This window comes from Paenibacillus sp. 23TSA30-6, assembly GCF_014858585.1.
Lineage (GTDB): Bacteria > Bacillota > Bacilli > Paenibacillales > Paenibacillaceae > Paenibacillus.
Genome location: NZ_SLTL01000027.1, coordinates 1 through 22,408 on the forward strand (window position 1 = coordinate 1; position 22,408 = coordinate 22,408).

Below are 22,408 nucleotides of genomic sequence, written 5' to 3' on the forward strand. Positions count from 1 at the left end.
TTCTGTATACGGACTCAACAAAAAGCTCTGCTGTTTCGGGAGCACAGGGATCACCAACCTTGGATAAGATACTTCAACTATACCGAAAAAAAGAGACAGACTCCTCAAAAAAATGAGGAACTGTCTCTTTTGGTGAGCTGGGGGACTTTTTCAGTGGCCTGGATTATTCCGGTATCCATATTTTCGCAAAATCAAGCACTATCGGTTTTCGGGCCCCGCCGGATGTGGATGTCACCACTGCATAGCCTGTCGGTATTTTGTATATGAGTCCCGTGTCGTATCGGATGCCGAAGGAATTATCTTCCTTGTAATGAGTAGTGGTTTCCCAAACCTTCGTACCGTTTCCTTTCAAACCAGTGATGGTGATCCCATGCATCTTCGTGCTGCTCCCCAGCGGATCATATCGGTCACTAAACTGGACGTACACCTGTTCCTCCGGCAGATATACCCGGTCGGCCGGATAATCCTCTGTATCGCCGAACAATTGTAGTCCATTACTCAAAATCTGTGTACGCTTGCTATTCCCTTTAAGCCCTGTGACGGCTATATGGCCACCGGACAACTCCCGTACCTCTGCAATATCTTTACCAGAGCCCAAGTCAAAATGGATATTACGGATTTCCTGGCCGTACACATCTGCCTCTACTCCTACCGGGCCATGCGGACTGTTCATAAGTGCATAATATCCATCGTGATTGCCAACCAGCCAACCCGAGGTCACCCCGTCCTTCGTTCGGTTCCACAGCTCCTCACCGGTTTCTGAGTATTTGAGTACGGTAAATGCTTGTTCCGCCCGGTTCAGAGAGGATACAAGAAATCCTCCGTCCGCAAGCGGTTCCAAACCTATAAGGGAGTTCTGTCTATGGGATGCCAAGCCATCCGTTTGTAACGTTTTGGACCACACGCTATTCCCGTCCTCATCTAACCGTGAAGCCTGTAACTCCCGTATCCCATCTGGCTTCGTATAGTCGATAAGCAGCAGCGAGCCACCATCCGACGTCTCCCGCTGGACTCCCCTACTGCTTGCACCAGGCTGCACGTTCAGATCCAGCTCATGTTTCCACACACCCTCCAGCGAGCTGTCCAGCTTGCCGTACGTGACATGCGCCACACTTGTCTCAGTGTTGTCTTCGATGTTCAGTACCAGAAACCCACCATTCGCTGCGGGCTGAATATAATTGTGTGGATTCCCTTCATCCTCAAAGCTTCCAATCGCCGCGCTTGTTTCAATCTCAGCCTGCTTGGGTACAGCCGCCTCAGACACCTCGGATGCATAAGACGGAACAGCGCTAAACCCCATGACCAATGCCGCTAAAGCAACTCCTGCTGTCCATGAATAAACACGTGTACGTAGAAACCCGTTTCGCATTCCCTTCAAACGTTCCAGCTCCCTTCATGACTTTACCTCAGAGATGTTTTTAAAAACCTTAGATGTGATAAGACTACAGACGGTTTCGCTTGCTTGTAATGGTTGTCACGTGGGCACGGAACTTCATGCGATGCTATACAATCATGAGTTATATATTTACCTCTTCAAGCCCGAGCCCAAACATTTGAAACTCCAAAATGGAGACTGCTCCGAGACTTTCTGCCGATGAATATACGTATAGATTTATTATTCCAGCGCTTGGTAAACTATGTGTCACATGCTTTAACGCAAGATTTGGATAAAAGTTCTCTTTTTTTACAAAATAAAGCCCCACCAAGGCAAAGGAATGAATACGGTAATTCGTATTCTGCCTCCATACCTGTGTGGGGCTTACAAGACTTACATAAAATGATGTCTACAGATCGGCTGTCTGAAGCGCTTGGCTGCGCTGTGTATCCCGTTCAAGGATCGGCTTCAAATACCGTCCTGTATAGGATTCTTCGACCTTCACGAGCTGCTCAGGTGTCCCAGTAGCCAAAATCGTGCCACCGCCGCTACCGCCTTCCGGTCCCAAATCAATCAGATAATCGGCTGTTTTAATCACATCCAGATTATGCTCAATGACCAATACTGTTTCTCCCGAATCGACCAAACGATGCAGCACCGTCAGCAATCGGTCAATATCGTGAACATGCAGACCCGTTGTCGGCTCGTCCAAAATGTAAATCGTCTTACCCGTGCTGCGACGATACAGTTCGGAAGCCAGCTTCACGCGCTGCGCTTCGCCCCCGGACAAGGTAGTCGCAGGCTGTCCCAGCTTGATATATCCCAAACCTACATCCAGCAGCGTCTGAATTTTGCGATGAATCTTCGGAATATTTTCAAAAAACTCTGTCGCATCCTCTACTGTCATTTCCAGCACATCGGCAATACTTTTACTTTTGTACTTCACTTCAAGAGTTTCCCGATTATAGCGTTTGCCCTTACACACTTCACACGGAACGTATACATCCGGCAGAAAGTGCATTTCAATCTTGATAATGCCGTCGCCCTTGCAAGCCTCGCAGCGACCACCCTTAATGTTAAAGCTAAAGCGACCTTTTTGGTAGCCTCGGACCTTGGCCTCATTTGTTTTTGAAAATAAATCACGAATATCATCAAATACCCCGGTGTAGGTTGCAGGATTTGAACGCGGCGTGCGGCCGATCGGAGACTGATCAATCTCAACGACCTTATCGATATTTTCAAGCCCGCGAATTTCCTTATGTTGACCTGGACGCACTCTGGCCCGGTTCAGATCACGCGCCAGCGTTTTGTATAGAATTTCGTTGACCAGCGTTGACTTCCCAGATCCGGATACGCCAGTAACAGCCGTGAAAATACCTAACGGGATTTTAACATTCAAATTTTTGAGATTGTTCTCCTTAGCCCCGCGGACCTCCAGCCACTTATCCGTAGGCTTGCGCCGTTCGGTATTGACCGGAATGAACTTGCGTCCGCTCAAATATTGCCCGGTTAAGGAATTCGGGTCTTCCATGACTTCCTGCGGAGTCCCCTGTGACATGATCATTCCGCCATGGATTCCGGCCCCCGGACCGATATCAATAATATAATCGGCCGCCATCATCGTATCTTCGTCATGCTCCACCACAATCAGCGTATTCCCGAGATTCCGCATATGCTCCAGTGCACTAATCAGGCGGTCATTATCCCGCTGATGCAACCCGATGCTTGGCTCGTCCAAAATATACAGTACACCCATCAGGCTGGAACCGATCTGTGTCGCCAACCGGATACGTTGTGCCTCACCACCGGATAACGTGCCCGCTGCACGACTTAAGGTCAGGTACTCCAATCCAACATTAACGAGAAATCCCAAACGGCTGTTAATTTCCTTAAAAATGAGATTGGCAATGGACTGTTCCTTCTCACTCAACACCAGCGTTTTGAAAAATTGAGACGCTTCGCCGATGGACAAATCAGTTACATAGGCAATGTTACGCTCCTGAATAGTCACCGCCAGAGTTTCTTTCTTCAAACGATGTCCCTTACAGGTGTTACACGGCTTTGCGCTCATAAATCCTTCAATAAATTCACGGATACCGTCAGAAGCTGTGTCACGATAACGACGCTCCAGATTCGGAATAATTCCCTCGAAGGTCACGTAGGCTTCCTTGCGTTGTCCAAAATCATTTTCATAACGGAATCGGATCTTCTGGTCACCCGTTCCATGTAATATGGTGTTCATTTGTTCCGTGGTCAGCTGGCTGACAGGAATGTTCTGCGGAATACTATAATGCTCGCATACAGACTGCAAAAATTGCGGATAATAGGTGGAGGTTCCTCCACTCCACGCCTGAAATGCTCCATCTTCTACACTTTTCTCCGGGTCAGGAATAAGCAGGTCGGGGTCGACAACCATTTTAACGCCCAATCCGTCACAATCCGGGCAAGCACCGAATGGACTGTTAAAAGAAAACATCCGCGGCGACAGCTCGTCTATACTGAAACCACAGATCGGGCAGGCAAAATTAGAACTGAAGCGCAGCTCTTCTTGCCCCATCATGTCCACCAGCAACTGACCTCCTGAAAGGTTCAATGCTGTCTCAATAGAGTCGGACAGACGTGTACGCACATCCTCCTTCACTACGATCCGGTCTACAACCACTTCAATGGAATGCTTCTTGTTTTTCTCCAGCTCGATCTTTTCGGACAATTCACGCAGTTCGCCATTGACACGCACCCGTACAAAGCCTTGCTTGGCAATATCCGCGAATAGCGTTTTATGCTCACCTTTGCGTCCTGAAACCAATGGGGCCAAAATTTGCAGCCTTGTCTTTTCAGGGTATTGCAAAATGCGGTCCACCATTTGTTCAACCGTTTGTGATGTAATTTCAATGCCATGTTCAGGACAATGAGGGTGACCAATTCGGGCAAACAACAGCCGCAAATAGTCATAAATCTCTGTAACCGTACCGACAGTAGAACGCGGATTACGGCTCGTAGTCTTTTGGTCAATGGAAATCGCAGGTGACAGTCCGTCAATGGAATCCACGTCCGGCTTCTCCATCTGCCCCAGGAACTGACGCGCATACGCGGATAAAGACTCCACATAACGCCGCTGTCCTTCTGCATAGATCGTATCGAAAGCCAGTGACGATTTACCTGAGCCACTTAGCCCCGTGAGGACGACAAATTTGTCCCTTGGGATAGTCACGTCAATATTTTTGAGATTATGCGCCCTTGCGCCTTTGATGATGATGCTTTCATTCGCCAAATGTTTCATCTCCTTAACCATAGTTCACGTCATGCTATATTGCGATGGAATACCCCATGCAAGTGATATATCGCAAAGAGAACGACCGCATGGGCCGCCCTCTCTATTTTCAAAAGCAATCATCCATTTCATTTTTTCAATGTGTTCGCACTACTAGCCGCCCCTGAAAGCTTAATCAGCCCGCAGCTCCAACAAAGCATCACGCAACTCGGCGGCGCGCTCGAACTGAAGATTCTTGGCGGCATCCTTCATCTCCGCTTCCAAACGCTGAATCAGCGACTGACGCTCCTTCTTGGAAAGTTTACCCGTCTCGCCAGGAAGGTAATCATTACGTGCCTCGGCCACCTTGGTCGCTTCAATGACATCACGAATCTTTTTACGAATCGTTTGCGGGGTAATGCCATGGTCTTCATTATACTGAATTTGAATCGCACGGCGGCGTTCGGTTTCTTTAATCGCTTTATCCATAGAATCCGTAATTTTGTCACCGTACATAATAACACGGCCATCGCTATTCCGTGCTGCCCGTCCAATGGTTTGGATGAGCGAACGTTCGGAACGCAGGAAGCCTTCCTTGTCCGCATCCAAAATCGTCACCAGTGATACTTCTGGCAAATCCAGACCTTCCCGCAACAGATTGATTCCAATCAGGACATCAAAGGTACCCAAACGAAGATCACGTAAAATCGCCATCCGCTCCAGTGTCTTAATCTCGGAGTGCATATACCTGACCTTGATACCCACTTCTTTTAAATAGTCGGTCAGATCCTCAGACATTTTCTTAGTAAGCGTGGTGACCAGCACCCGTTCCTCACGCTCCATCCGAAGCCGTATTTCACTAATGAGGTCGTCAATCTGTCCTTTGCTCGGCCGCACCTCAATGATCGGGTCAAGAAGTCCCGTAGGTCGGATGATCTGTTGCACAGTCGTTTCGCATTTCTCCAGCTCATAGGGGCCTGGTGTAGCTGATACGTAGACGATCTGACTCACCTTGTCCTCGAACTCTTCAAACTTCAGCGGGCGGTTATCCAGCGCAGATGGCAGACGGAAACCATGGTCCACCAGTACATTCTTACGCGCTTGGTCACCATTATACATCGCCCGAATCTGCGGCAACGTAACATGAGACTCATCAATCACGATCAGCATATCATCCGGAAAATAATCCATCAGCGTATACGGTGTCGCCCCCCGCTCGCGGAATGTCAGTGGACCTGAGTAATTCTCGACGCCGGAACAAAAACCGACCTCTTTCATCATCTCGATATCATAGCGGGTACGTTGCTCCAAACGTTGTGCCTCCAGCAGCTTCCCCTGTTCCTTCAGCTCCACTAACCGCTCTTCAAGCTCACGTTCAATGTTGACCAGTGCTACCTTCATCGTATCCTCATGAGTAACGAAGTGAGATGCAGGGAAAATAGCAATATGATCACGTTCACCGATCAATTCACCCGTAAGCACATTAATCTCGGTGATCCGTTCAATTTCATCCCCGAACAGTTCTACCCGTATAGCGTGTTCCCCATGGGAAGCCGGGAATATTTCAACAACATCCCCCCGTACACGGAAAGTACCCCGCACGAAGTTGATATCGTTCCGCTGATATTGAATATCGACCAAGCGGGACAAAATCTGATTGCGGGGTTTCTCCATGCCGACTCTAAGCGAGAGCAGCAGGCTTGAATATTCTTTCGGGGAACCCAGACCATAAATGCAGGAGACACTCGCTACAATAATAACGTCACGACGCTCAAACAGAGAGCTTGTGGCTGAGTGGCGAAGTTTATCAATCTCCTCGTTGATGCTGGAATCCTTCTCAATATACGTATCGGAAGACGGAATGTATGCTTCCGGTTGGTAGTAATCATAGTAACTGACAAAATAATCGACTGAGTTATTCGGAAAAAAATCCTTAAACTCACTCGCCAGTTGGGCAGCCAAAGTCTTGTTATGTGCAATAACCAGAGTAGGCCGATTCAATTTGGCAATCGTCTGCGCGATGGTAAACGTCTTACCCGTTCCCGTAGCACCCAACAGTGTTTGATGCTTTTTTCCTTTTGTAATCCCCTCTACCAGTTCAAGAATGGCATGAGGCTGATCGCCTTGAGGCTGGAATTCCGACTGAATTTCAAAAGTCTTATCGCTAACAACGATATCACTCATTGCCCTGCATCACCCTTATCGTCTAAAATGGAAACATCATGTTTCTACAACAGTCGAGCTGAAACGTCTTTACCTGTAAACCTATGTCGATATTTCCCGAGCAATGATACTTGGGAAATATGGTTGGATAGGAATGTTTGTTCCCGTATTATACCTCTTTCTTTCCTTGGATGCAAACGATAAGTCTTGAATAGGAGTGAATTAAATTTTGGATATCACCATCGTGTTGGGCATCATCGCCGGAATCATAGCATTAATCGGTGGCTTCTTATGGGAAGGCGGACAATTTACAGGGCTGCTTCAAGGTACATCGGCTCTGATTGTATTTGGCGGAACGTTCGCCGCAGTTGTTATCAGCTATCCCGCCTCCAAGCTGAAAACCATACCAGCTGCCCTTCGGATGGCCTTTAGCCGTGAGGACAACCTCTCCGAGCAATATATTGAAGATTTGGTTTCCATGGCAGCCACCTCCCGCCGATCCGGAGTGCTTGCGCTGGAGCGTATTTCCTCAGAACATCCGAATGCATTTCTGCGCGAAGGTCTTCAACTGGTCATTGACGGAACCGAGCAGGAACAAATTAAACAAATTCTGGAACTCGAGTTAGATACCATTGAGCATAAGTACGAAGGATATGCCAAAATATTTGAATCCGCAGGCGGCTATGCCCCTACGATGGGGATTATCGGTACTGTGATGGGCCTGATCCATGTACTCGGCAGCCTGACCGAGCCGACAGCGCTTGGACCGTCCATTGCTGTCGCTTTTATCGCCACACTATACGGCGTTGCCAGCGCCAATCTGATTTTCCTGCCCATCGCATCCAAAATCAGAGCATGCAGCGAAAGTGAAATGGTCACGATGGATTTACTGCTGCAAGGCATTCTCGCCATTCAAAACGGAGAGAATCCGAAGCTTGTACGCAAAAAACTGGAGTTCTTTATCCGTTCAGAGCAAAATCTGGAGCCTAAGCCGCCTCGTCGCTCACGTTCAGAGGACGCTACTCCAAAGGAGGACTTCCATGAGAGCGCGCGCTAAGCGCCGCCAACGTCAAGGAGGCGGGGACCATCGTGACCGCTGGATGATTACCTATGCCGATCTAATCACGCTGCTGCTCATTTTTTTCGTCGTGATGTACGCTATGAGCAGCCTGGATGCGAAAAAATACGAAGTCGTTGTCCAATCCCTGCAAGATACATTCCATAAGGGCGATTCCATTTTAGAGCAAGGTTCAGGCATTACAGGTACGGCGGACCGATACACAAGCAAGAATCCGCCCACAACCAAGCAACCTTCATCCGATAACAAAGCAGCCGGACCGACCAAACTGACCGAACGTGAGCAGGCATTTCGCAAGCAGGAAAAAGAACTGCAAAATCTGATGGGTGTCATAGAGCAATATATTTCGGACAATAAGTTGCAAGATCAGATTTTCGTATCCGATCAGCCGCGCGGTATTGTCATCACCCTGAACGACCGCTTTTTATTTGATCAGGGCAGGGCTGCACTCAAGCAAGGCTCTGCAAACACGTTATCCAAGCTGGCCAGTCTGTTCCGGGATTTGAAAACGCCGATCAGTATCGAGGGCCATACGGACAATATTCCGTTTACACGCGCTTCGAACGCTTTGACCTACAAGGACAACTGGGAGCTTTCAGGGGCACGGGCGCTATCCGTGCTTCGATTCTTTCTAGACAGAGAAGGATTATCTCCTACAGAATTTCAATACGCAGGTTATGCCGATACACGACCGGTTGGCGATAATACCACCGAGGCCGGACGACAAAAAAACCGCCGTGTCGAAATTACCGTACTGCGCCAGCTTCAACAGTAAATGCCAAAAACCTCCTTAGTCACACTTAACGTGAACCGGGAGGTTTTTTTAGATAGATATCATCGTTCTAGATGGCTTCCGCTCTGATGTGACGCAGAACAATAAACCGTACGAACAGCGTTGTATAGAGCGGCGTACGAGATACGAGAGAGATTATTTTGTTTAAGTCTATATCCCCACTATGTATTAGAAGCCCAAGATGAAATTAAGTAAAGTCTGGTCATGATGCTGGAAACTCAATAAGATAAGGCTAACTCGTGTTGCTTCTCTCGCACTGGTGAAGTTGTGGAGATGCTTTGCTTGTGGTAGCTATATTTCCAATCGCTGTACAAATTAAGGAGCCGATCCAACTCCATAGACTTGATCAACACCTGTCGATCCTTCAATCCCACCTCTTTCGCCAAATCATTTAATTCCTTACGCTTTTCTTCGATGCAATCCTCCAATTCTTTCAATTTCACATCAACAAACCTCCTGTTTGGTATGGTATTTATAGTTAGTTTACAAGCTGATACCTTCCCTATAGGTTAATAATATAATAAAACCCATTTCATCCCTTTAACGGGATAAATCAAAGAAGTCAATCCCTAGGGATTGACCTGGAGTGTGTGAATTTTTTTCATGAATCTTATGTCCATCTATGAAACTTAACCCATACCATGATTAAATAGTATAATTCTATCAGAATGCTCTGCATTAATTGGATAACATAAAGGGAATATACTAAAGAATAGAATACCTAAGGCTAGTACCATCGAATAACCTTTTTTCATAGATATTCACCTCCTTAATTATATTTTCATATCTTTTCGTTTGCTCACTAGTCGCAAACTCTCTATAGACTTCAAATAATGCAACACATTGCTTAAAGTCGCTATCATTCCGACTAATTAATGATAAGGCAAGACAGTCCAGAACATAGTTTGTGCCTTTTTCAAATCTGTTATTCTTATACTCATAAATTGCCCTTTGATATAAAAAACAACAATAATAGTTTCTATTCTTTACGTCGTCAAGAAATTTAAATTGATCAATCTCTGCTGAAAAACTTTCAAGCACATAATCTACTGAAAAGTTGTACATATTGGCTGACTCTAAGATAGTTAAAAGGCCAGATAATTTTTCTTCTGGGTGTTGATTGAGAAAAGTAATATATTCACCTAGTACCTCTCTCTTTCCTAAGAGCATATCCAGTGTATAAGAGTTTGCCTTTGCCCAAAGACTAAACATACTTACATATTGCTCCCCCTCCGAATTAAGTCCCTTGAACCAACTTAAATCAGCATAGTTTTGTATATAGGATTGTGCTTCCTCAAACATTTCCATTTTCTGAAGAGCTGTAGATTTAGATAGGTAGCCATATCCATAATAAAAAACAAGATTTTTCTCTGTTTTAAAGTCATCTTTAACTCTTCTTTTAGCATTATTCTCATATCGATTTAAATAAACAGTTTTGGCAAGAGTCCACAACTCATCTCCATATTTCTCTACGCTGTCCCATTTATGTAGGTAAAAATAAGTATTGATAATTTTTAAAATTCCATCTAATTGATAACTCTCTGGTAAGCGATTTCGATAAGGAATAAATCTCAGTACGGCTTCCAAGTTTCTCTCCATATCTTGGCCTACCGAAGCAACAAACAATTTATAGTGGCTGACTGCCAATCTCTCAGAATGTTGATACTTCTCATTCTCAATGACACATTCATAGAAAGGAATGGCCTCCTGTAGCTTCCCTTTTTCGTACAGTTCCTCTGCTAAAGAAAAGATCGTTGGAATGTGATTAAGATCCTCCATTAACCGTGACAGTACTTTCTCCACACACCTCAGATTTCCCACTTCAACACAACGAATAAGGAACGGCTTAACTCTTTTCCAATGAGGTCTTCCATCGTAAAAGCATTCATCTACGTATAGGTCATACAACCAGTCCTCTGGATAGTTAAGCGCTTTAGTAATCAAATCCATTTGTCTTACAGAGATAGGTTTAGGCGGATTTCCGTTAAGCATAGCACTAAATATGCCCCGATTAAGACCCGTAGCTTGTCCAAAACTATTAAAAGTGTAACCACCAAGTTTTAATTCTTTTTCAATCTCCGAGCGAATCGTGGTTGTATTTTCCATTAAAACACCCCCCGGCATATTCAGATGATTTTTGAAATCACCCTCCTCGACAAACAATTACAATATACTAGAAATTATATGAATAAACTGGATGATGGTCAACCCCTTTTTTACATCGTTTTAATATATATTGGAATTTAATGTATGTTTAATAGTCTTTACAAGAACTTAATATTATACTATTTAGGTAATACAATTACCTCCACGCTTGATCTACCTTTGTCTACACTCATACTATAGGAGTGTGGATGTCTATGGAAACAACAAAACTCATAGGAGCGAAAATCCGCCAATTTCGGACGTTGCGTGGTATTACACAAGAACAACTGGCGGAAGCATCCGATTCAACAGGCTCCTATATCGGCAAATTGGAGCGCGGTGAGGTCAATGTACAGATTAAAACTTTGGAGAAAATAGCCGAAGCGCTGGAAACAAACGTATTTGCATTTTTTGACTTCAACCCATATGAGGAGCTTCGAAGTCAGCCTTGGATATGGGAATGTGTTCATTTACTCTCCCAAAAGAATGAAGCCGATCAAAATAAAGCTTATCGGATATTGAAGGAACTGTTCACTTCCTCAGAAAGCGGGCTTACAGCAAGTAACCCCGATGAGTCCAGCGAATAACGAAAAAAATTAACTTTTTCCTGATTGGTCATGAACATAATATTTCAAAAGGGCTATGTTACTCTACCTTAGTAGTAGGTTACATAGCCCTTTTATGTTCTAAGAAGTCATCTGCTTAATGTTACACTCCACTGCTTTAATCACTTTTTCATATTCTGTCCGCTGTTCATGTGTCGAATGATCCTTATATTTCTCAAACAATAACGTGATGGACTTGATATAGTAAGCCTTATCATTTAACTGTGAGGATGCTTTGAGACTATTTAGCATACTATCTATCGCCTCAGAGTAGCTCCCTTTATTAAAATAGTAGCGACTAAGCTCAAGAAAAAAGTGAGAATAGGTCATCAGATTATAATTTGTATGATAGTAAGAAATATTTGTACGCAAGTACCTAAATTCATTAATATTTTCTGCAAAAAGGAGCAGGTGGGATACTAAATCCCCCTGCTCATTTCAGTGATGGTATTTATATAATTTTAAAATGGCGGGATCTCCCATTCTCCAAACTTGAGTGTGCCATTCATAGCCGTTTGATCAGCTAGTGAACCCCGCAGTGCTGGCTCTCCCCATCGGCGCAAATAATCGGTTGATTCACATGTTGCCGTATAACGGACGCTTGTCTTAATTAGCTGTCGGTTCGGTTCCCCAAACAAGTACGCCATTATGATACAACGTAGCTTTTGTATGATTAGCATATGAAGTCTGCGTGCCTTTATACGAGTAATCGTCACTTTCGTTATAGTTCGACCAGTCTGTTTTATGAGTACGGGTTTGAATTTCGCCCGTGCTTCCTCCAGGTGCTAACACGCCTGCATTCGAGTTGAAGCTGACTTCCAAATAATAATCAGCGCCGGTTACAGCTTTATCCATTTTAACCAGCTTACCATTCAGCTTTGAGCAGCTCAGCATCGCATAGTCGCAGTTGAATGTCTGCGCGCGGTCGCCGTCGATCGTGTAGTAGTAGCGAATTTTCAACTCGTTGATCGGTACGGAGGTTGTACCTTTGTTTAAAATTTGGAAATGTGGCTTCAAGTTATTGTCGTTCACATTTGTATCCGCTGCGCGATACTGGAGCAACAGTCCCTTTGTCGGCTGCTGAACATCCGCTTTCGGCGCTGCGCTAGCCGTGTTCGAAACCGTTTGTCCTGCATCGTTCTTCGCTACGACTTGGTAGTAGTACGTCGTGTCTGCCGTTACGGCTGTGTCGGTGTAGCTGCTTCCGTATACATCGCTCGCTACTGTGGCGAACGCGCCGTTTTCAGCCGTCGAACGCTTCACTTCATAGCTTACCGCCTTCGCCGATGCTGTCCAGCTCAGCTTTACTTTCGCCGTTTCGCCCGCTGCGTTCAGCGTGAAGCTGCCCGGTTCTGACGGCTGCTCGGTAATACCATACGTTTTTAAGTTAGTCGGGAGCTTTTCAAGCGTAATGACGTTCGGATGATTATACACTTTTTTCAGATGCTCAAGACTGTTTTGTTTGCCGTCTCTCAAGAAATCCCCATACCATGTAGCGAACCAGCTCCAATGGGCTTGATACGCCTTCATCAGATCAGGGTCCGGGATAGGTCCGTTTTCACTCATGGCAACTAACTTTTTGTCCTTGCCCAATGTAACAAGGTCTTCATATTTTGCAATTTGCGGGCTGTAGTCGCCTGCTTGCGGATAAGAGTCAAAGCTCAAAATATCCACATACTCGTCTCCCGGATACCAATCCGGAGCAACAGAATTCCAAACCCAAATCAGATTGTTCAATTTGTGCTTATTAGTCAAACGGTCGTGCATCAAAATATACAATTTTTTAACAGGCTCAGGACCTTTGGCGCCCCACCAGAACCATTTGCCTTCCGCTTCATGCAAAGGACGAAACAGGACAGGAACTTTCGCATCCTGCAACTTCTTCAATTGCCCTGCAATCACATCGATGTCGCGAATAAGCAATTTATAATCTTCGGACTCTGGATGATTCATCGCATATTCTATATCGAATGTAGTCGAATCGGCATAGAAGCCTCTCCACCATTCTTTTCCTTGCGTATCGATAAGACCTTTCGGCGCGTTCCAGTGCCATGCAAAGGTAACGATGCCCCCTTGCTTATCCCATTCAATCGCCTTTTCCGTCTCTGTGGAACTAAGACCGTGTTCCGCTCTGCTTGGCGAATAGTCAATCAGGTCAAGCGCTGCAATAGCCGGCTTCTTACCTACATTTGCTTGAAGCCAATCAATTTCGGGCATATCCTCTTGACCGGAAAGCATATTCTTCCCGTATTGATCAACCAGGTAGTTCATCAATGCTTTTGCTTCTACCGTCGCATTCGGATTGATGAGCGATTTGGTTACCGCATGCGGTGGACGGTCAGCAGCAGGCTCCAGCTTGACGTAGTCGATATCGTACCAGCCCCAGCCCGTTTCAAAACCGATCGTATTCGCCCCTGCATTCAACAGAACCTTACCACCGGAAGTTTCTTTAAAATCAGCCGATTTCCAAAGCACCAGTTCGCCAGACGCTTTGCCGTTTAAGGAGAAATTCGTGCGTTTGTCATCATAAGGAGAACGGTAGCCGATTGCAAGATTGTACAAGCCTGCCGCCTCTGCCTGGATCGTCATCGTCAGGGAATCCCCTGCATTGTGGAAATTAGTTACGTAACCAGTACCTGAGAATCCGGTCCCGCTGGATTCCACAGTTGTTCCCTTCAGCGTGCCGTCTTCGGCTTCATAGCGAACAGGACCGTCTACAGGCGTCCTCGGAACCGCTTTCAAGACATTGGATTCGCTCGTTCCCGCCTTTGTTTTTGCGGTTACTTTATAATAGTAAGAAGTGCCGTTCGTTACGTTCGTATCCGTATAAGACGTTTCGATCAAGTTGGATGCTACAGCAGTAAAAGGACCGTTTTCATACGTTGCCCGCTGTACACTGTAACCTACAACTCCGCTGGAAGCGTCCCAGGACAAATCGACTTTCCCATCGCCAGCCTCAGCTCTCAGCGCAAAGCTTTCAGGACCTTCCCCAGGTGGCACAGACGTATCATTGCCGGCAGTCAACACGATGTGATAAGCCGTCAAAGGCGGTACTGTATAGGTGAAGCGGTTGCCTGAAATTTGCGTGATTGGCGCTGCTTCCTTAATTTGCGAGCTATTTTTGTCGAAGCCCCATACTTTACCGGAACCGTAAGTCGTCTCGCCGGAAAGATCGAATTGGGCGTCGAATGCACTGTCCATGCTTTTATTCATGACAACGAGGTGCAGTTCTTTGTAGGATGCATCCGTTACGGAAGCATGCACCGAGCTATTGGCAATATCCGACGTTTGCGCATTAACGCTGATATCACCGAAAGTAGAGCTTTTTCCGTCATAATTGCGATAAAGCTTGTAAGCGGCACTAACGTAGTTGTTGGCACCATCCTTTAACTTCCAGTAGTTTGCCATATAAACGTCGTTTTTGCCCAAGATGCCCAGCACATCGGTCATAGCGATACCGCCGGAAATATCATTTTCGCCCCCGTAGCTATACTCGGTCAAAGCCAGCTTGGTTCCCGGGTAATACTTATCCACCGACTGCTTCAATCGAGGCAGTAAAGGCAAAAATTCGCTGTTCCATTGAGCGATCCAGCTATCTTCCTTGTAGGTCGGATCCCACAAAGTACGAGGCGCTTGCATTCTGGCTTTCTTCGTTTCGTCGTTGCCTACCTCATTTGTAATTCGTATGCCTCCGCCCATCGCTTCGGGATACCAGTGTACATCGAAAACATCCAGCAATCTCTTGCCTTCGGCTTGCGAGCTGAGACGCATTTGATCCAGATAATAGTCCACGAACCAACTGTAGTTTCCTTTTACAGAGTTCCAATCAGGTGCAGTTTGAAGATCTGTATAGGCGCCAAAACCGTAAAGAACCGGCCCAAAAATCTCCGCACCCGCGTCAACCGCTTTAACAGCTTTCGATAAACTTACCGACCGATCTACCAATTCTTTCGCTCCGACTTTTTCACCATGAATGCGCGGATGCGTATGCGACCAGAGAGCGGGTTCATTGTCGAGCGCATATCCTTTCACACCCGTCTTTGTTGAAGCAGCGCCGTACTTTTTCACTAAAAAGTTGACGAATTCATCTGCATAAACCTGATTGTCATTCAGATCAGGCTGCAGTTGAAACGGCGCATTTTTGGCGTTTACGACCTGATTCCAACGAGCGGAAGGGGCCTGTTCGCTTTCCTGCACACTTCCGTTTCCATCCTTGGCCACATAACCGGCCATCGGCAGCGTGACTAAAGAATAAGTGCCAAGCTTCAGCGATTGATCATGAAACGAAGTTGTCACCGCTCCCGGCTTTTCACATTCGGCTTTTGTCAGACCGCCATTGTTGCATAAATAGTTATCGCTGGATTGCTGCCAATCGCTTCCTGCATTGGACATGTTGTTTTCCCAATTGTAGCCGGTCATTCGATTGCCACCAAGTCTTCTGGCAGCCAGATTTTCATCGCCTGCCAAATCCTGATTCGTACCGTATATATAAGGACTAATAGGCTTACGATCCTTGGATGTATCGACTTTAATGGTAACGGTCTTTGCCGTTTGACCGTGAACTACAGTTGGAGCCGGTAGAGCCCCCCCTACTATAATCGTGCATGCCATGACGACAGGCAGCCATTTGGAACGCTTGGACAAAATACTACTGCTACTATTTTTCACCTTCATGCCGCTTTCCTCCTTTAAATTTGAAAAGAGCGGCACCCATACGAGTGCCGCTCCGTCAGGCTTTAAGGCTCCTAACCCCAAACGAGTTTATCGTTCTGGTACAGCGTCACCTTACTCTAATCTGCAAACTAATTTTTTGTAGGATCGTAGGAGTATTCATCTGCCACATTGTAGTTCGTCCACTCGTTTTTGTTGATACACGCTTGAATTTCGCCAGTCGAAGCTCCAAGTATCCGGTTGACTACACTCTCCTCTCCGTCCGAAATCCAGAATTGGCCCGGATCTACAAGTGTTGCAACAGCCGTATTCACACCGCACATGATGGGTTTGCCGTTTGCATCAAGGTAATACCGTTACCGGCTTCTTGTTGACAAATGTGTAATAGTACAGCTCTGCTATACGTTCTACCGACCAAGCCTGCATATCGAACCATTTGTTGGACGGAAGGTCCATATCCAAAGATTATTCTATATAGCCATATAGTAGAACATGAATTCGCTGCAAAGTTGTTCTAGCTACTATTTCTCTCCCTAGATATAGAGCTTAAGAACGATATATGTTTAACAGAAATAAACTCACACACATTTGAATTGCCTGAGGAAAAACAAGCTTGGGTATTTACCTATGGATTGCGATATTGGTGTAGAAGAATCACATTTTCCTTTATCAGTAGCAGCTATTTACTGGAGGGAAATGGAACCTTCATTGCCTTCCAATGCTTTTACGAATACTTAAACCGTTTTCAATATTTTCATCATTCTTCTTCAATCTATTCAGAAACTCTTGTTGATTCACACCCATCTCCCCTACCGTACCTTGTCCTTTTGAATAAGCTTATAATAGATGCGTGCAGGCTCTGACTCTCCAGTGGATAAAATGTATTCTGCCAAGGGGGCGCACAGCTTTTGAAGATAGAAGGAGTATAGCAGTTCCGCCGTGTCAAAATGAATTTTCAACACCTGTCTCATCAGTCCTTCAAATTTGGGATAATCCAGTTCCTCCGGGGTGATATCAAACGGGTATTCAGGAAAGGTTTTTTTCTGAATTTCGATAAATTGCTCTCTAAGCTTTGGTTGGTTGCCTGATCGGGCAGCCGAGAAATTCATCATAAAAAACGATATAAAATCTGTCTCACGATCACTTAATTCATAATACTCACACCAACGCATGAACATCAGCGGTTTTACCATATATAAATCTCCTTTAACAAAAGTTCAGATTTATCGTTGAATCGCACAAAATCTAACAGGTTCCAGCATATGTAATATATAGGTTAAGTCCCATTTTAAAATATGATTCCTTAAACAAATTTTGCATTTTAACATATCCCTATATCTCCGGAAAGAACTCTCCAGATCTACTTCATCCGAAGAGTTCTCCGTATCTACCTCAAACTCAAACCTTACTTGAGCTTATTTTCTCCGATTGGAATTTTCATTTCCAGTTCAGGCAGGTATGTTCTTTTCGAATTTCCTTGTTCATCGTATACAGGTTTGCCTCCCGGCCCGGTTACATTAAAATAGGGTTTAATGGTGATGAATTTCGGTGTTTTTTTAAAGGGAGCTACGAGGATTTGGTGAATACCTGTCCTTGTTTTAGTTCCGGGACGTCCTCCTGAATCCCCAGTAACCCATTGTTGTTCCTGCCCCTCATCATCCAAAACCGCGTAACCCAGTGTATTCATAGCCAGTCCATACCCGTATGCCTCACTCCCATACGTAGTCGGGCCAGAGCTTATGTAATGGGTCTTGGTCACGATCATGGTAGACATCGGTGTCATCTCTAATTTTTCCACAACCAAACGGGTAAAATCATTAGATTTCTCCATTCGAGGCGTGAGCACCAAGTTTTTAGAAGGAATCTTTTGTACAGGTAATTCAAGCTTAAAGGGCTGTTTTATTCCTGTAATTTGTATTTCTGCCGTTAGTTTAAATTGGTCAGGAAGTCCTTTGCCTGTCGAGTACATTCTCTCCAAATCAGTATAATAAATGATGACGGAACCTGATGTGCCTCCAGAGTTAGTAATTAGCGAAGGACCATCAAATTGAAATGGTTTGCCATTGCACCATAACGTAATATCTTCAATTCGTTCATGCAGCGTTGTGCCCAAGTCCTCCCGGTTACTTTCCAGTGTCAAAGCCATACGCACACCGTCATAAGCAACTTGCGAGATACGGAGCTGGGTTCCGTTATGAGTGCTGCTGGCCGCCATTTTTGTTACAAGACCTGCTTCTTCGGCCTTCTGAAGTCCCAAGTCACCCGCTCGCATAAATGCACTCCCGCCTGCTGTTGAAATCCCCCAGTTACCAGCCAATTGCAAGACACTGTACCTCATTCTCGATATTCAAAGGAGTCCTCCTTTCAAGTTGCCTATCTATTAGATCATTTGAAAGGGCCATGCGTTACAATTTTCTTCCAAAACGCTCAACAAAAAAGACCTTTTCAACATCTTAATGACGCTGACCAGGTCTTCTCATGGAAATCCGTATCTTCACATTCGTATCTATTCTAATCCTCTACATAGCTGACCGATTACAGGCTGCAAGTGAAAACATAGGCGGGCGGGACGTTGTAATGTACCTTTTTGATTTGGATGTCACCAAAGAAAGTACGAAAAAAATTGTGTTTTACCTTACTGTACTGGAACGTAATAAATTTGCCCTCCTGACCCAATACTTCGGCCGTTTGTCCCAAAATCAGGCTGGATAAAGCGGCTGGTAAACTGGTAAAAGGGAGTCCTGATACGACGTAATCCACTTTTGATACATGATACTGTTTCATATACCGGGCTACATGCTCGGCCGATCCATGAATGACGTGTACTTGCTCCAAGTGCCCGTACTTGCTTTGCAATGTTTTGTAAAACGATTCATTGGCCTCAATCACTAGCAGTAGTGTATCCGGGCGCTTGTTCTTAATCAGTTCTTGCGTAAACACACCGGTACCTGCACCGTACTCAATGATGCACGATGCTTGGTCAAAAAAAATCGGTGTGGCAATTTGCTTGGCCAACTGTCTTGAGCTTGGTATGATAGCACCTACGCTACGTGGATGCCTGATGTACTCTCGAATAAAGTGAATCGCATTCATCTTTCCCTCTCCCTGCTTGACACACATAATAGGCATTCGGTTCATCAAGATATCGCATTACATATTCATTGTATCTCGATCATAATAGTCATTTCAAGCAGGCTACTGTCTGAATATAAAAAGAGGACAGCCTTATTCAAATCTAGCCAAATAGAACTGCCCTCTTGCTGTACTCTTTATTTTTCTATCGTGTCCAAACTTGGACTCTCCGTCTTGGATGCCTGTCCACCTTTACGCCGCCGTGCGCCCAAGCGCATAGCAATAATCCGGTAGATCGAGGCAGGATGTATGGATACGGCCCAATTCGCGTCCGCATCCGGTGCAAGCACGACTCCTAACTGATGGTGATCGCCATCATACATGCCGCGCTGCACAAACTTGCTCTCACCTTGAAGATTGCGTACCTCCAGCTTGCAAAAAGCGGAGTTGATCCGCAAGGCTTGGTGCAGCTCGTTACGACTGTTCACGACGACGCTGTTCACGCGGTAAATGGCCTCGCCGGGCAGAATGCCCATCGCCGTCGCCGGACTATCCGGCAGCACAGCCAGTACACGCAGCCCTTGCTCCGGATGAACAAACATAGGGCTGAGGCGGCTCTCCTCCATGTTGCCGTACCAGATCAGCGCCTCATGGGCCAGGAAGGAGAACAACGCTGCCACCAGCGCCAGCGGACTCCACCACGCCGCCAGCAGGCCTAGCAGGAGCAAGGCTACGCTGTAGAGAAGCAGGCGGTTAGACGTTAGCACCGCCTTCTGGCGTGGCAATTGGCCTAATGTCACGCTGCTGAAGCCCATTAGGACAGGCAAGGCTGCCAGCATATATCCGGATCCATCACCAAACAGCGGCGTCCACGGAAGCGTAAAACCTCCCTGAACAGGAACCAGAAGCATCAACGGAATGGGCCAGAGGTCTTCCATTCGATAGCCTCCGACCAGCCTTCCCCGCTTGCCCTCCACGAACAGTGGCGTTGCGGCTTTTCCTCCCTGCCAGCGAACCAACAGCGCCTCAGCCACATGCAGCACAGCAACCAGCACCAGCAACGCCGGAATATCTAATCCACGGATGGCTGCCACCGATGCTCCAAGCGCTCCCACAGGCTGCCAGCCTTCTGCCACGTTCAAAGCAAACTGGGCTACACCCAGCAGGCCCACCGAATAGGCCAGGCACAGGTAACGCACGCGTACCAGCATAAGCAGCAATGTGGTCACCCACAGGCAAACGATAGAAGCCGAGGTCAGATGGATACTTACGAACATTCCCAGAGCGGACAGGGCCAGCCCCGCGATTAGACCACTCCAGACCACACGCCACGTCTCACCCGCCCAATTATGCAGCTTGGTATGAAAGAGCTTGCGCTCCAGCAGCATTTGCCGACGATAGCCAAGCGCGACAATGAGTATCGAGATATAGTAAAACGGCTGCAAAAGCAGGTACAAGCAAGCATTTAGAACGCTCCATCCCCATTGTAAAGCCCATTCCAAGTTCATTCACACTCCTTATGCCCCTGGCCCGCTGTTTAGCGGATCACGTACATTTCATATCCATTTATTCTATATGAAATTGCCAACGTAGGGAAGACAATCCGGCAGACTGCAAATAAATCCCAAAATAAAAGGAGGCTGTTTCCAGCCCCCTTTGTTGTAGCCCTTATTATTATTTCGCTGCGCTCGTCTTCATTTCCTTCCGAATCTCTTCAATCCCCTGCTTGAGTTGATTGTCGTTTTTCGGATCACGGATTTTTTCGATCAGCTTGGCTTCCATCGCCGCCGCTGTCTTCGCATCAATCACACCGTTAGCCGTCAGCTTCGCCTGTTTTTGAAAAGCAAGAACGGAGCTTTCCGTCACTTTATCAAAATAGCCGTCTTCGCGACCCGGCTTGTAGCCCAAGCCTTGCAGAATGATTTGCGCATTTTTCACATCGCCGCTATTCATATTGTATTTCAACGGCTTTTCCTTGTTGAGTGGCGCTGCTGTGAAGAATTCAGGCTGATCCACCGCAATATTCGGTTTAATGCCTTTTTTGTGAATCCACGTTCCATTTGGCGTCAGCCATTTGGCAATCGTGATTTTGAGCAGACTACCGTCGCCCATTTGCTTGTCATAGCTGGTTTGTACAGTACCTTTACCAAAGGAATTTTCCCCGATCAATACTGCGCCAGCCGATTGCTGGAGAGCTCCTGCCAGAATTTCGGACGCGCTTGCGCTACCTTTATTCATGAGCAGTGTCACCGGATATTTCTTGTTTGATCCTTTGGATTTCTCTTCTTCGCGCTTCTGATTTTTGTCTTCCACCTGTACAATCGTTTTGCCAGCAGGTACAAATTGCTGTGCAATATCAATCACGACGGAAAGCACGCCGCCCGGGTTATTACGCACGTCGATGACGAGTCCTTTAAGCCCTTGTTTTTCCAGCTTTGCGAGTTCTTCTTTGAAACGATCTGCTGTATTCAAGGAGAACTGGGTAATCGTGATTACACCTACACCGCCGCTTTCCATATGAGCCGTCACGGTTTCCATATCAATGCTGTCACGGGTAATGGTGTATTCCAACGGATCAGGAGAGCCGCTACGCTGGATTTTAACCTTGGCCTGACTGCCTTTAGGTCCACGTATTTTGGAAACGGCCTTGTTCAGATCCAATCCGTCTAGCGTTTCACCGTTAACGGACAAAATAATGTCCTTGGAGCGCAGTCCTGCCTTCTCAGCCGGAGAGCCTTTAATTGGCGTTACCACGACCACTTTTCCGTTTTCTGCCGCTACCTCGGCCCCGATTCCGGTAAAGGAGCCTTCAATGGACTGTTCAAACTGCTGTGCTGTTTCTTTGCCCATGTAAGAGGAATATGGGTCGTCGAGCGATTCCATCATACCGTTGATGGCTCCGTCCACCAGCTTGGTACGGTCGACGTTCTGATAATATTGCCCCTGGATCAGATCCATCGCTGTCTCGATTTTACGGATATCACTTCTGGAGGTGGAACTGCTACCTGTCACACTCGCCAGCAGTCCTTCGCCCAGAGCGCTGTTTCCCACTGTCGTCGCTCCAGTATAAGCAAAAGTGAGCAGACTGCCGCCTAGCAGCCCGATCACCATCAAGAGTACCGCTGTACTTTTTTTCAACATCTAATCGTCCACCGCCTTCTATTTATCTTGGTTCCTATCCTCACAACGCATAACCATCCACGCAGTATACGTCTAGCTTGTACGGAATATGTTAATTGTATCCTACTCCGTGTCT

Annotated in this window: 16 protein-coding genes; 3 read left to right on the top strand and 13 right to left on the bottom strand. The window is 46.2% G+C overall.

All coding sequences use genetic code 11. The features are described from left to right. Nucleotides 1-163 precede the first annotated feature (163 nt). From E0698_RS20665 to uvrB, 3 genes are all read right to left on the bottom strand, one after another. Nucleotides 164-1,369: a hypothetical protein gene (locus tag E0698_RS20665; RefSeq protein ID WP_223264353.1), complete on the bottom strand. Its 1,206-nt coding sequence runs from the start codon at nt 1,367-1,369 to the stop codon at nt 164-166. 415 nt (nt 1,370-1,784) lie between these two features. Continuing rightward, on the bottom strand, nt 1,785-4,646 hold the full coding sequence (gene uvrA / locus E0698_RS20670) for an excinuclease ABC subunit UvrA (protein WP_192512771.1): 2,862 nt from the start codon (nt 4,644-4,646) through the stop codon (nt 1,785-1,787). A gap of 171 nt (nt 4,647-4,817) precedes the next feature. Continuing rightward, nucleotides 4,818-6,809: an excinuclease ABC subunit UvrB gene (gene uvrB / locus E0698_RS20675; protein WP_149095614.1), complete on the bottom strand. Its 1,992-nt coding sequence runs from the start codon at nt 6,807-6,809 to the stop codon at nt 4,818-4,820. A 208-nt stretch (nt 6,810-7,017) separates the two neighbouring features. On the opposite strand from uvrB, the gene E0698_RS20680 reads away from it, so the two are divergent. Both E0698_RS20680 and E0698_RS20685 read left to right on the top strand, forming a co-directional pair. Next, a complete protein-coding gene (locus E0698_RS20680) occupies nt 7,018-7,845 on the top strand; it encodes a flagellar motor protein (protein ID WP_192512772.1) in 828 nt (275 codons plus the stop codon). Then, nucleotides 7,829-8,641: an OmpA/MotB family protein gene (locus E0698_RS20685; RefSeq protein ID WP_149095613.1), complete on the top strand. Its 813-nt coding sequence runs from the start codon at nt 7,829-7,831 to the stop codon at nt 8,639-8,641. The genes E0698_RS20680 and E0698_RS20685 overlap by 17 nt, the downstream gene beginning before the upstream one ends. Before the next feature lie 236 nt (nt 8,642-8,877). On the opposite strand, the gene E0698_RS20690 is transcribed toward E0698_RS20685, so the two are convergent. Both E0698_RS20690 and E0698_RS20695 read right to left on the bottom strand, forming a co-directional pair. Beyond that, entirely contained in the window at nt 8,878-9,102 is a 225-nt protein-coding gene (locus tag E0698_RS20690) for an aspartyl-phosphate phosphatase Spo0E family protein (RefSeq protein WP_134912244.1), read from the bottom strand. Between the two features lie 262 nt (nt 9,103-9,364). Then, complete coding sequence (locus tag E0698_RS20695) at nt 9,365-10,765, bottom strand: DNA-binding protein (RefSeq protein WP_192512773.1); 1,401 nt, start codon at nt 10,763-10,765, stop codon at nt 9,365-9,367. 254 nt (nt 10,766-11,019) lie between these two features. Between E0698_RS20695 and E0698_RS20700 the strand changes: the two genes are divergently transcribed. Further along, nucleotides 11,020-11,391 carry a helix-turn-helix domain-containing protein gene (locus E0698_RS20700; RefSeq protein WP_192512774.1) on the top strand — a complete coding sequence of 124 codons (372 nt, stop codon included), beginning with the start codon at nt 11,020-11,022 and terminating at the stop codon, nt 11,389-11,391. A 624-nt stretch (nt 11,392-12,015) separates the two neighbouring features. On the opposite strand, the gene E0698_RS20705 is transcribed toward E0698_RS20700, so the two are convergent. From E0698_RS20705 to E0698_RS20740, 8 genes are all read right to left on the bottom strand, one after another. Further along, the gene (locus E0698_RS20705) at nt 12,016-16,083 is read right to left on the bottom strand and encodes a glycosyl hydrolase (protein WP_192512775.1); all 4,068 of its coding nucleotides are present in this window, start codon (nt 16,081-16,083) and stop codon (nt 12,016-12,018) included. 128 nt (nt 16,084-16,211) lie between these two features. Further along, complete coding sequence (locus E0698_RS20710) at nt 16,212-16,394, bottom strand: hypothetical protein (protein ID WP_192512776.1); 183 nt, start codon at nt 16,392-16,394, stop codon at nt 16,212-16,214. Between the two features lie 28 nt (nt 16,395-16,422). Continuing rightward, entirely contained in the window at nt 16,423-16,536 is a 114-nt protein-coding gene (locus E0698_RS20715) for a glycoside hydrolase family 48 protein (protein WP_134912235.1), read from the bottom strand. A gap of 353 nt (nt 16,537-16,889) precedes the next feature. Then, nucleotides 16,890-17,273 (bottom strand): hypothetical protein, encoded by a 384-nt coding sequence (locus tag E0698_RS20720; protein ID WP_192512777.1) that lies wholly within the window; start codon nt 17,271-17,273, stop codon nt 16,890-16,892. A gap of 212 nt (nt 17,274-17,485) precedes the next feature. Then, a complete protein-coding gene (locus E0698_RS20725) occupies nt 17,486-18,418 on the bottom strand; it encodes a DUF5643 domain-containing protein (protein ID WP_192512778.1) in 933 nt (310 codons plus the stop codon). 197 nt (nt 18,419-18,615) lie between these two features. After that, a complete protein-coding gene (locus tag E0698_RS20730) occupies nt 18,616-19,173 on the bottom strand; it encodes a class I SAM-dependent methyltransferase (protein WP_134912232.1) in 558 nt (185 codons plus the stop codon). Between the two features lie 176 nt (nt 19,174-19,349). Beyond that, complete coding sequence (locus tag E0698_RS20735; RefSeq protein WP_192512779.1) at nt 19,350-20,660, bottom strand: serine protease; 1,311 nt, start codon at nt 20,658-20,660, stop codon at nt 19,350-19,352. Nucleotides 20,661-20,826: 166 nt separating this feature from the next. Beyond that, nucleotides 20,827-22,293: a S41 family peptidase gene (locus E0698_RS20740; protein WP_192512780.1), complete on the bottom strand. Its 1,467-nt coding sequence runs from the start codon at nt 22,291-22,293 to the stop codon at nt 20,827-20,829. Nucleotides 22,294-22,408 lie beyond the last annotated feature (115 nt).

Bases quoted from the DNA above. Each gene is read 5' to 3' on its own strand.
- E0698_RS20665 (WP_223264353.1), bottom strand. From the start codon at position 1,369: ATGCGAAACGGGTTTCTACGTACACGTGTTTATTCATGGACAGCAGGA.
- uvrB (WP_149095614.1), bottom strand. From the start codon at position 6,809: ATGAGTGATATCGTTGTTAGCGATAAGACTTTTGAAATTCAGTCGGAA.
- E0698_RS20685 (WP_149095613.1), top strand. From the start codon at position 7,829: ATGAGAGCGCGCGCTAAGCGCCGCCAACGTCAAGGAGGCGGGGACCAT.
- E0698_RS20695 (WP_192512773.1), bottom strand. From the start codon at position 10,765: ATGGAAAATACAACCACGATTCGCTCGGAGATTGAAAAAGAATTAAAA.
- E0698_RS20700 (WP_192512774.1), top strand. From the start codon at position 11,020: ATGGAAACAACAAAACTCATAGGAGCGAAAATCCGCCAATTTCGGACG.
- E0698_RS20705 (WP_192512775.1), bottom strand. From the start codon at position 16,083: ATGAAGGTGAAAAATAGTAGCAGTAGTATTTTGTCCAAGCGTTCCAAA.
- E0698_RS20715 (WP_134912235.1), bottom strand. From the start codon at position 16,536: ATGGACCTTCCGTCCAACAAATGGTTCGATATGCAGGCTTGGTCGGTA.
- E0698_RS20720 (WP_192512777.1), bottom strand. From the start codon at position 17,273: ATGGTAAAACCGCTGATGTTCATGCGTTGGTGTGAGTATTATGAATTA.
- E0698_RS20725 (WP_192512778.1), bottom strand. From the start codon at position 18,418: ATGAGGTACAGTGTCTTGCAATTGGCTGGTAACTGGGGGATTTCAACA.
- E0698_RS20730 (WP_134912232.1), bottom strand. From the start codon at position 19,173: ATGAATGCGATTCACTTTATTCGAGAGTACATCAGGCATCCACGTAGC.
- E0698_RS20735 (WP_192512779.1), bottom strand. From the start codon at position 20,660: ATGAACTTGGAATGGGCTTTACAATGGGGATGGAGCGTTCTAAATGCT.
- E0698_RS20740 (WP_192512780.1), bottom strand. From the start codon at position 22,293: ATGTTGAAAAAAAGTACAGCGGTACTCTTGATGGTGATCGGGCTGCTA.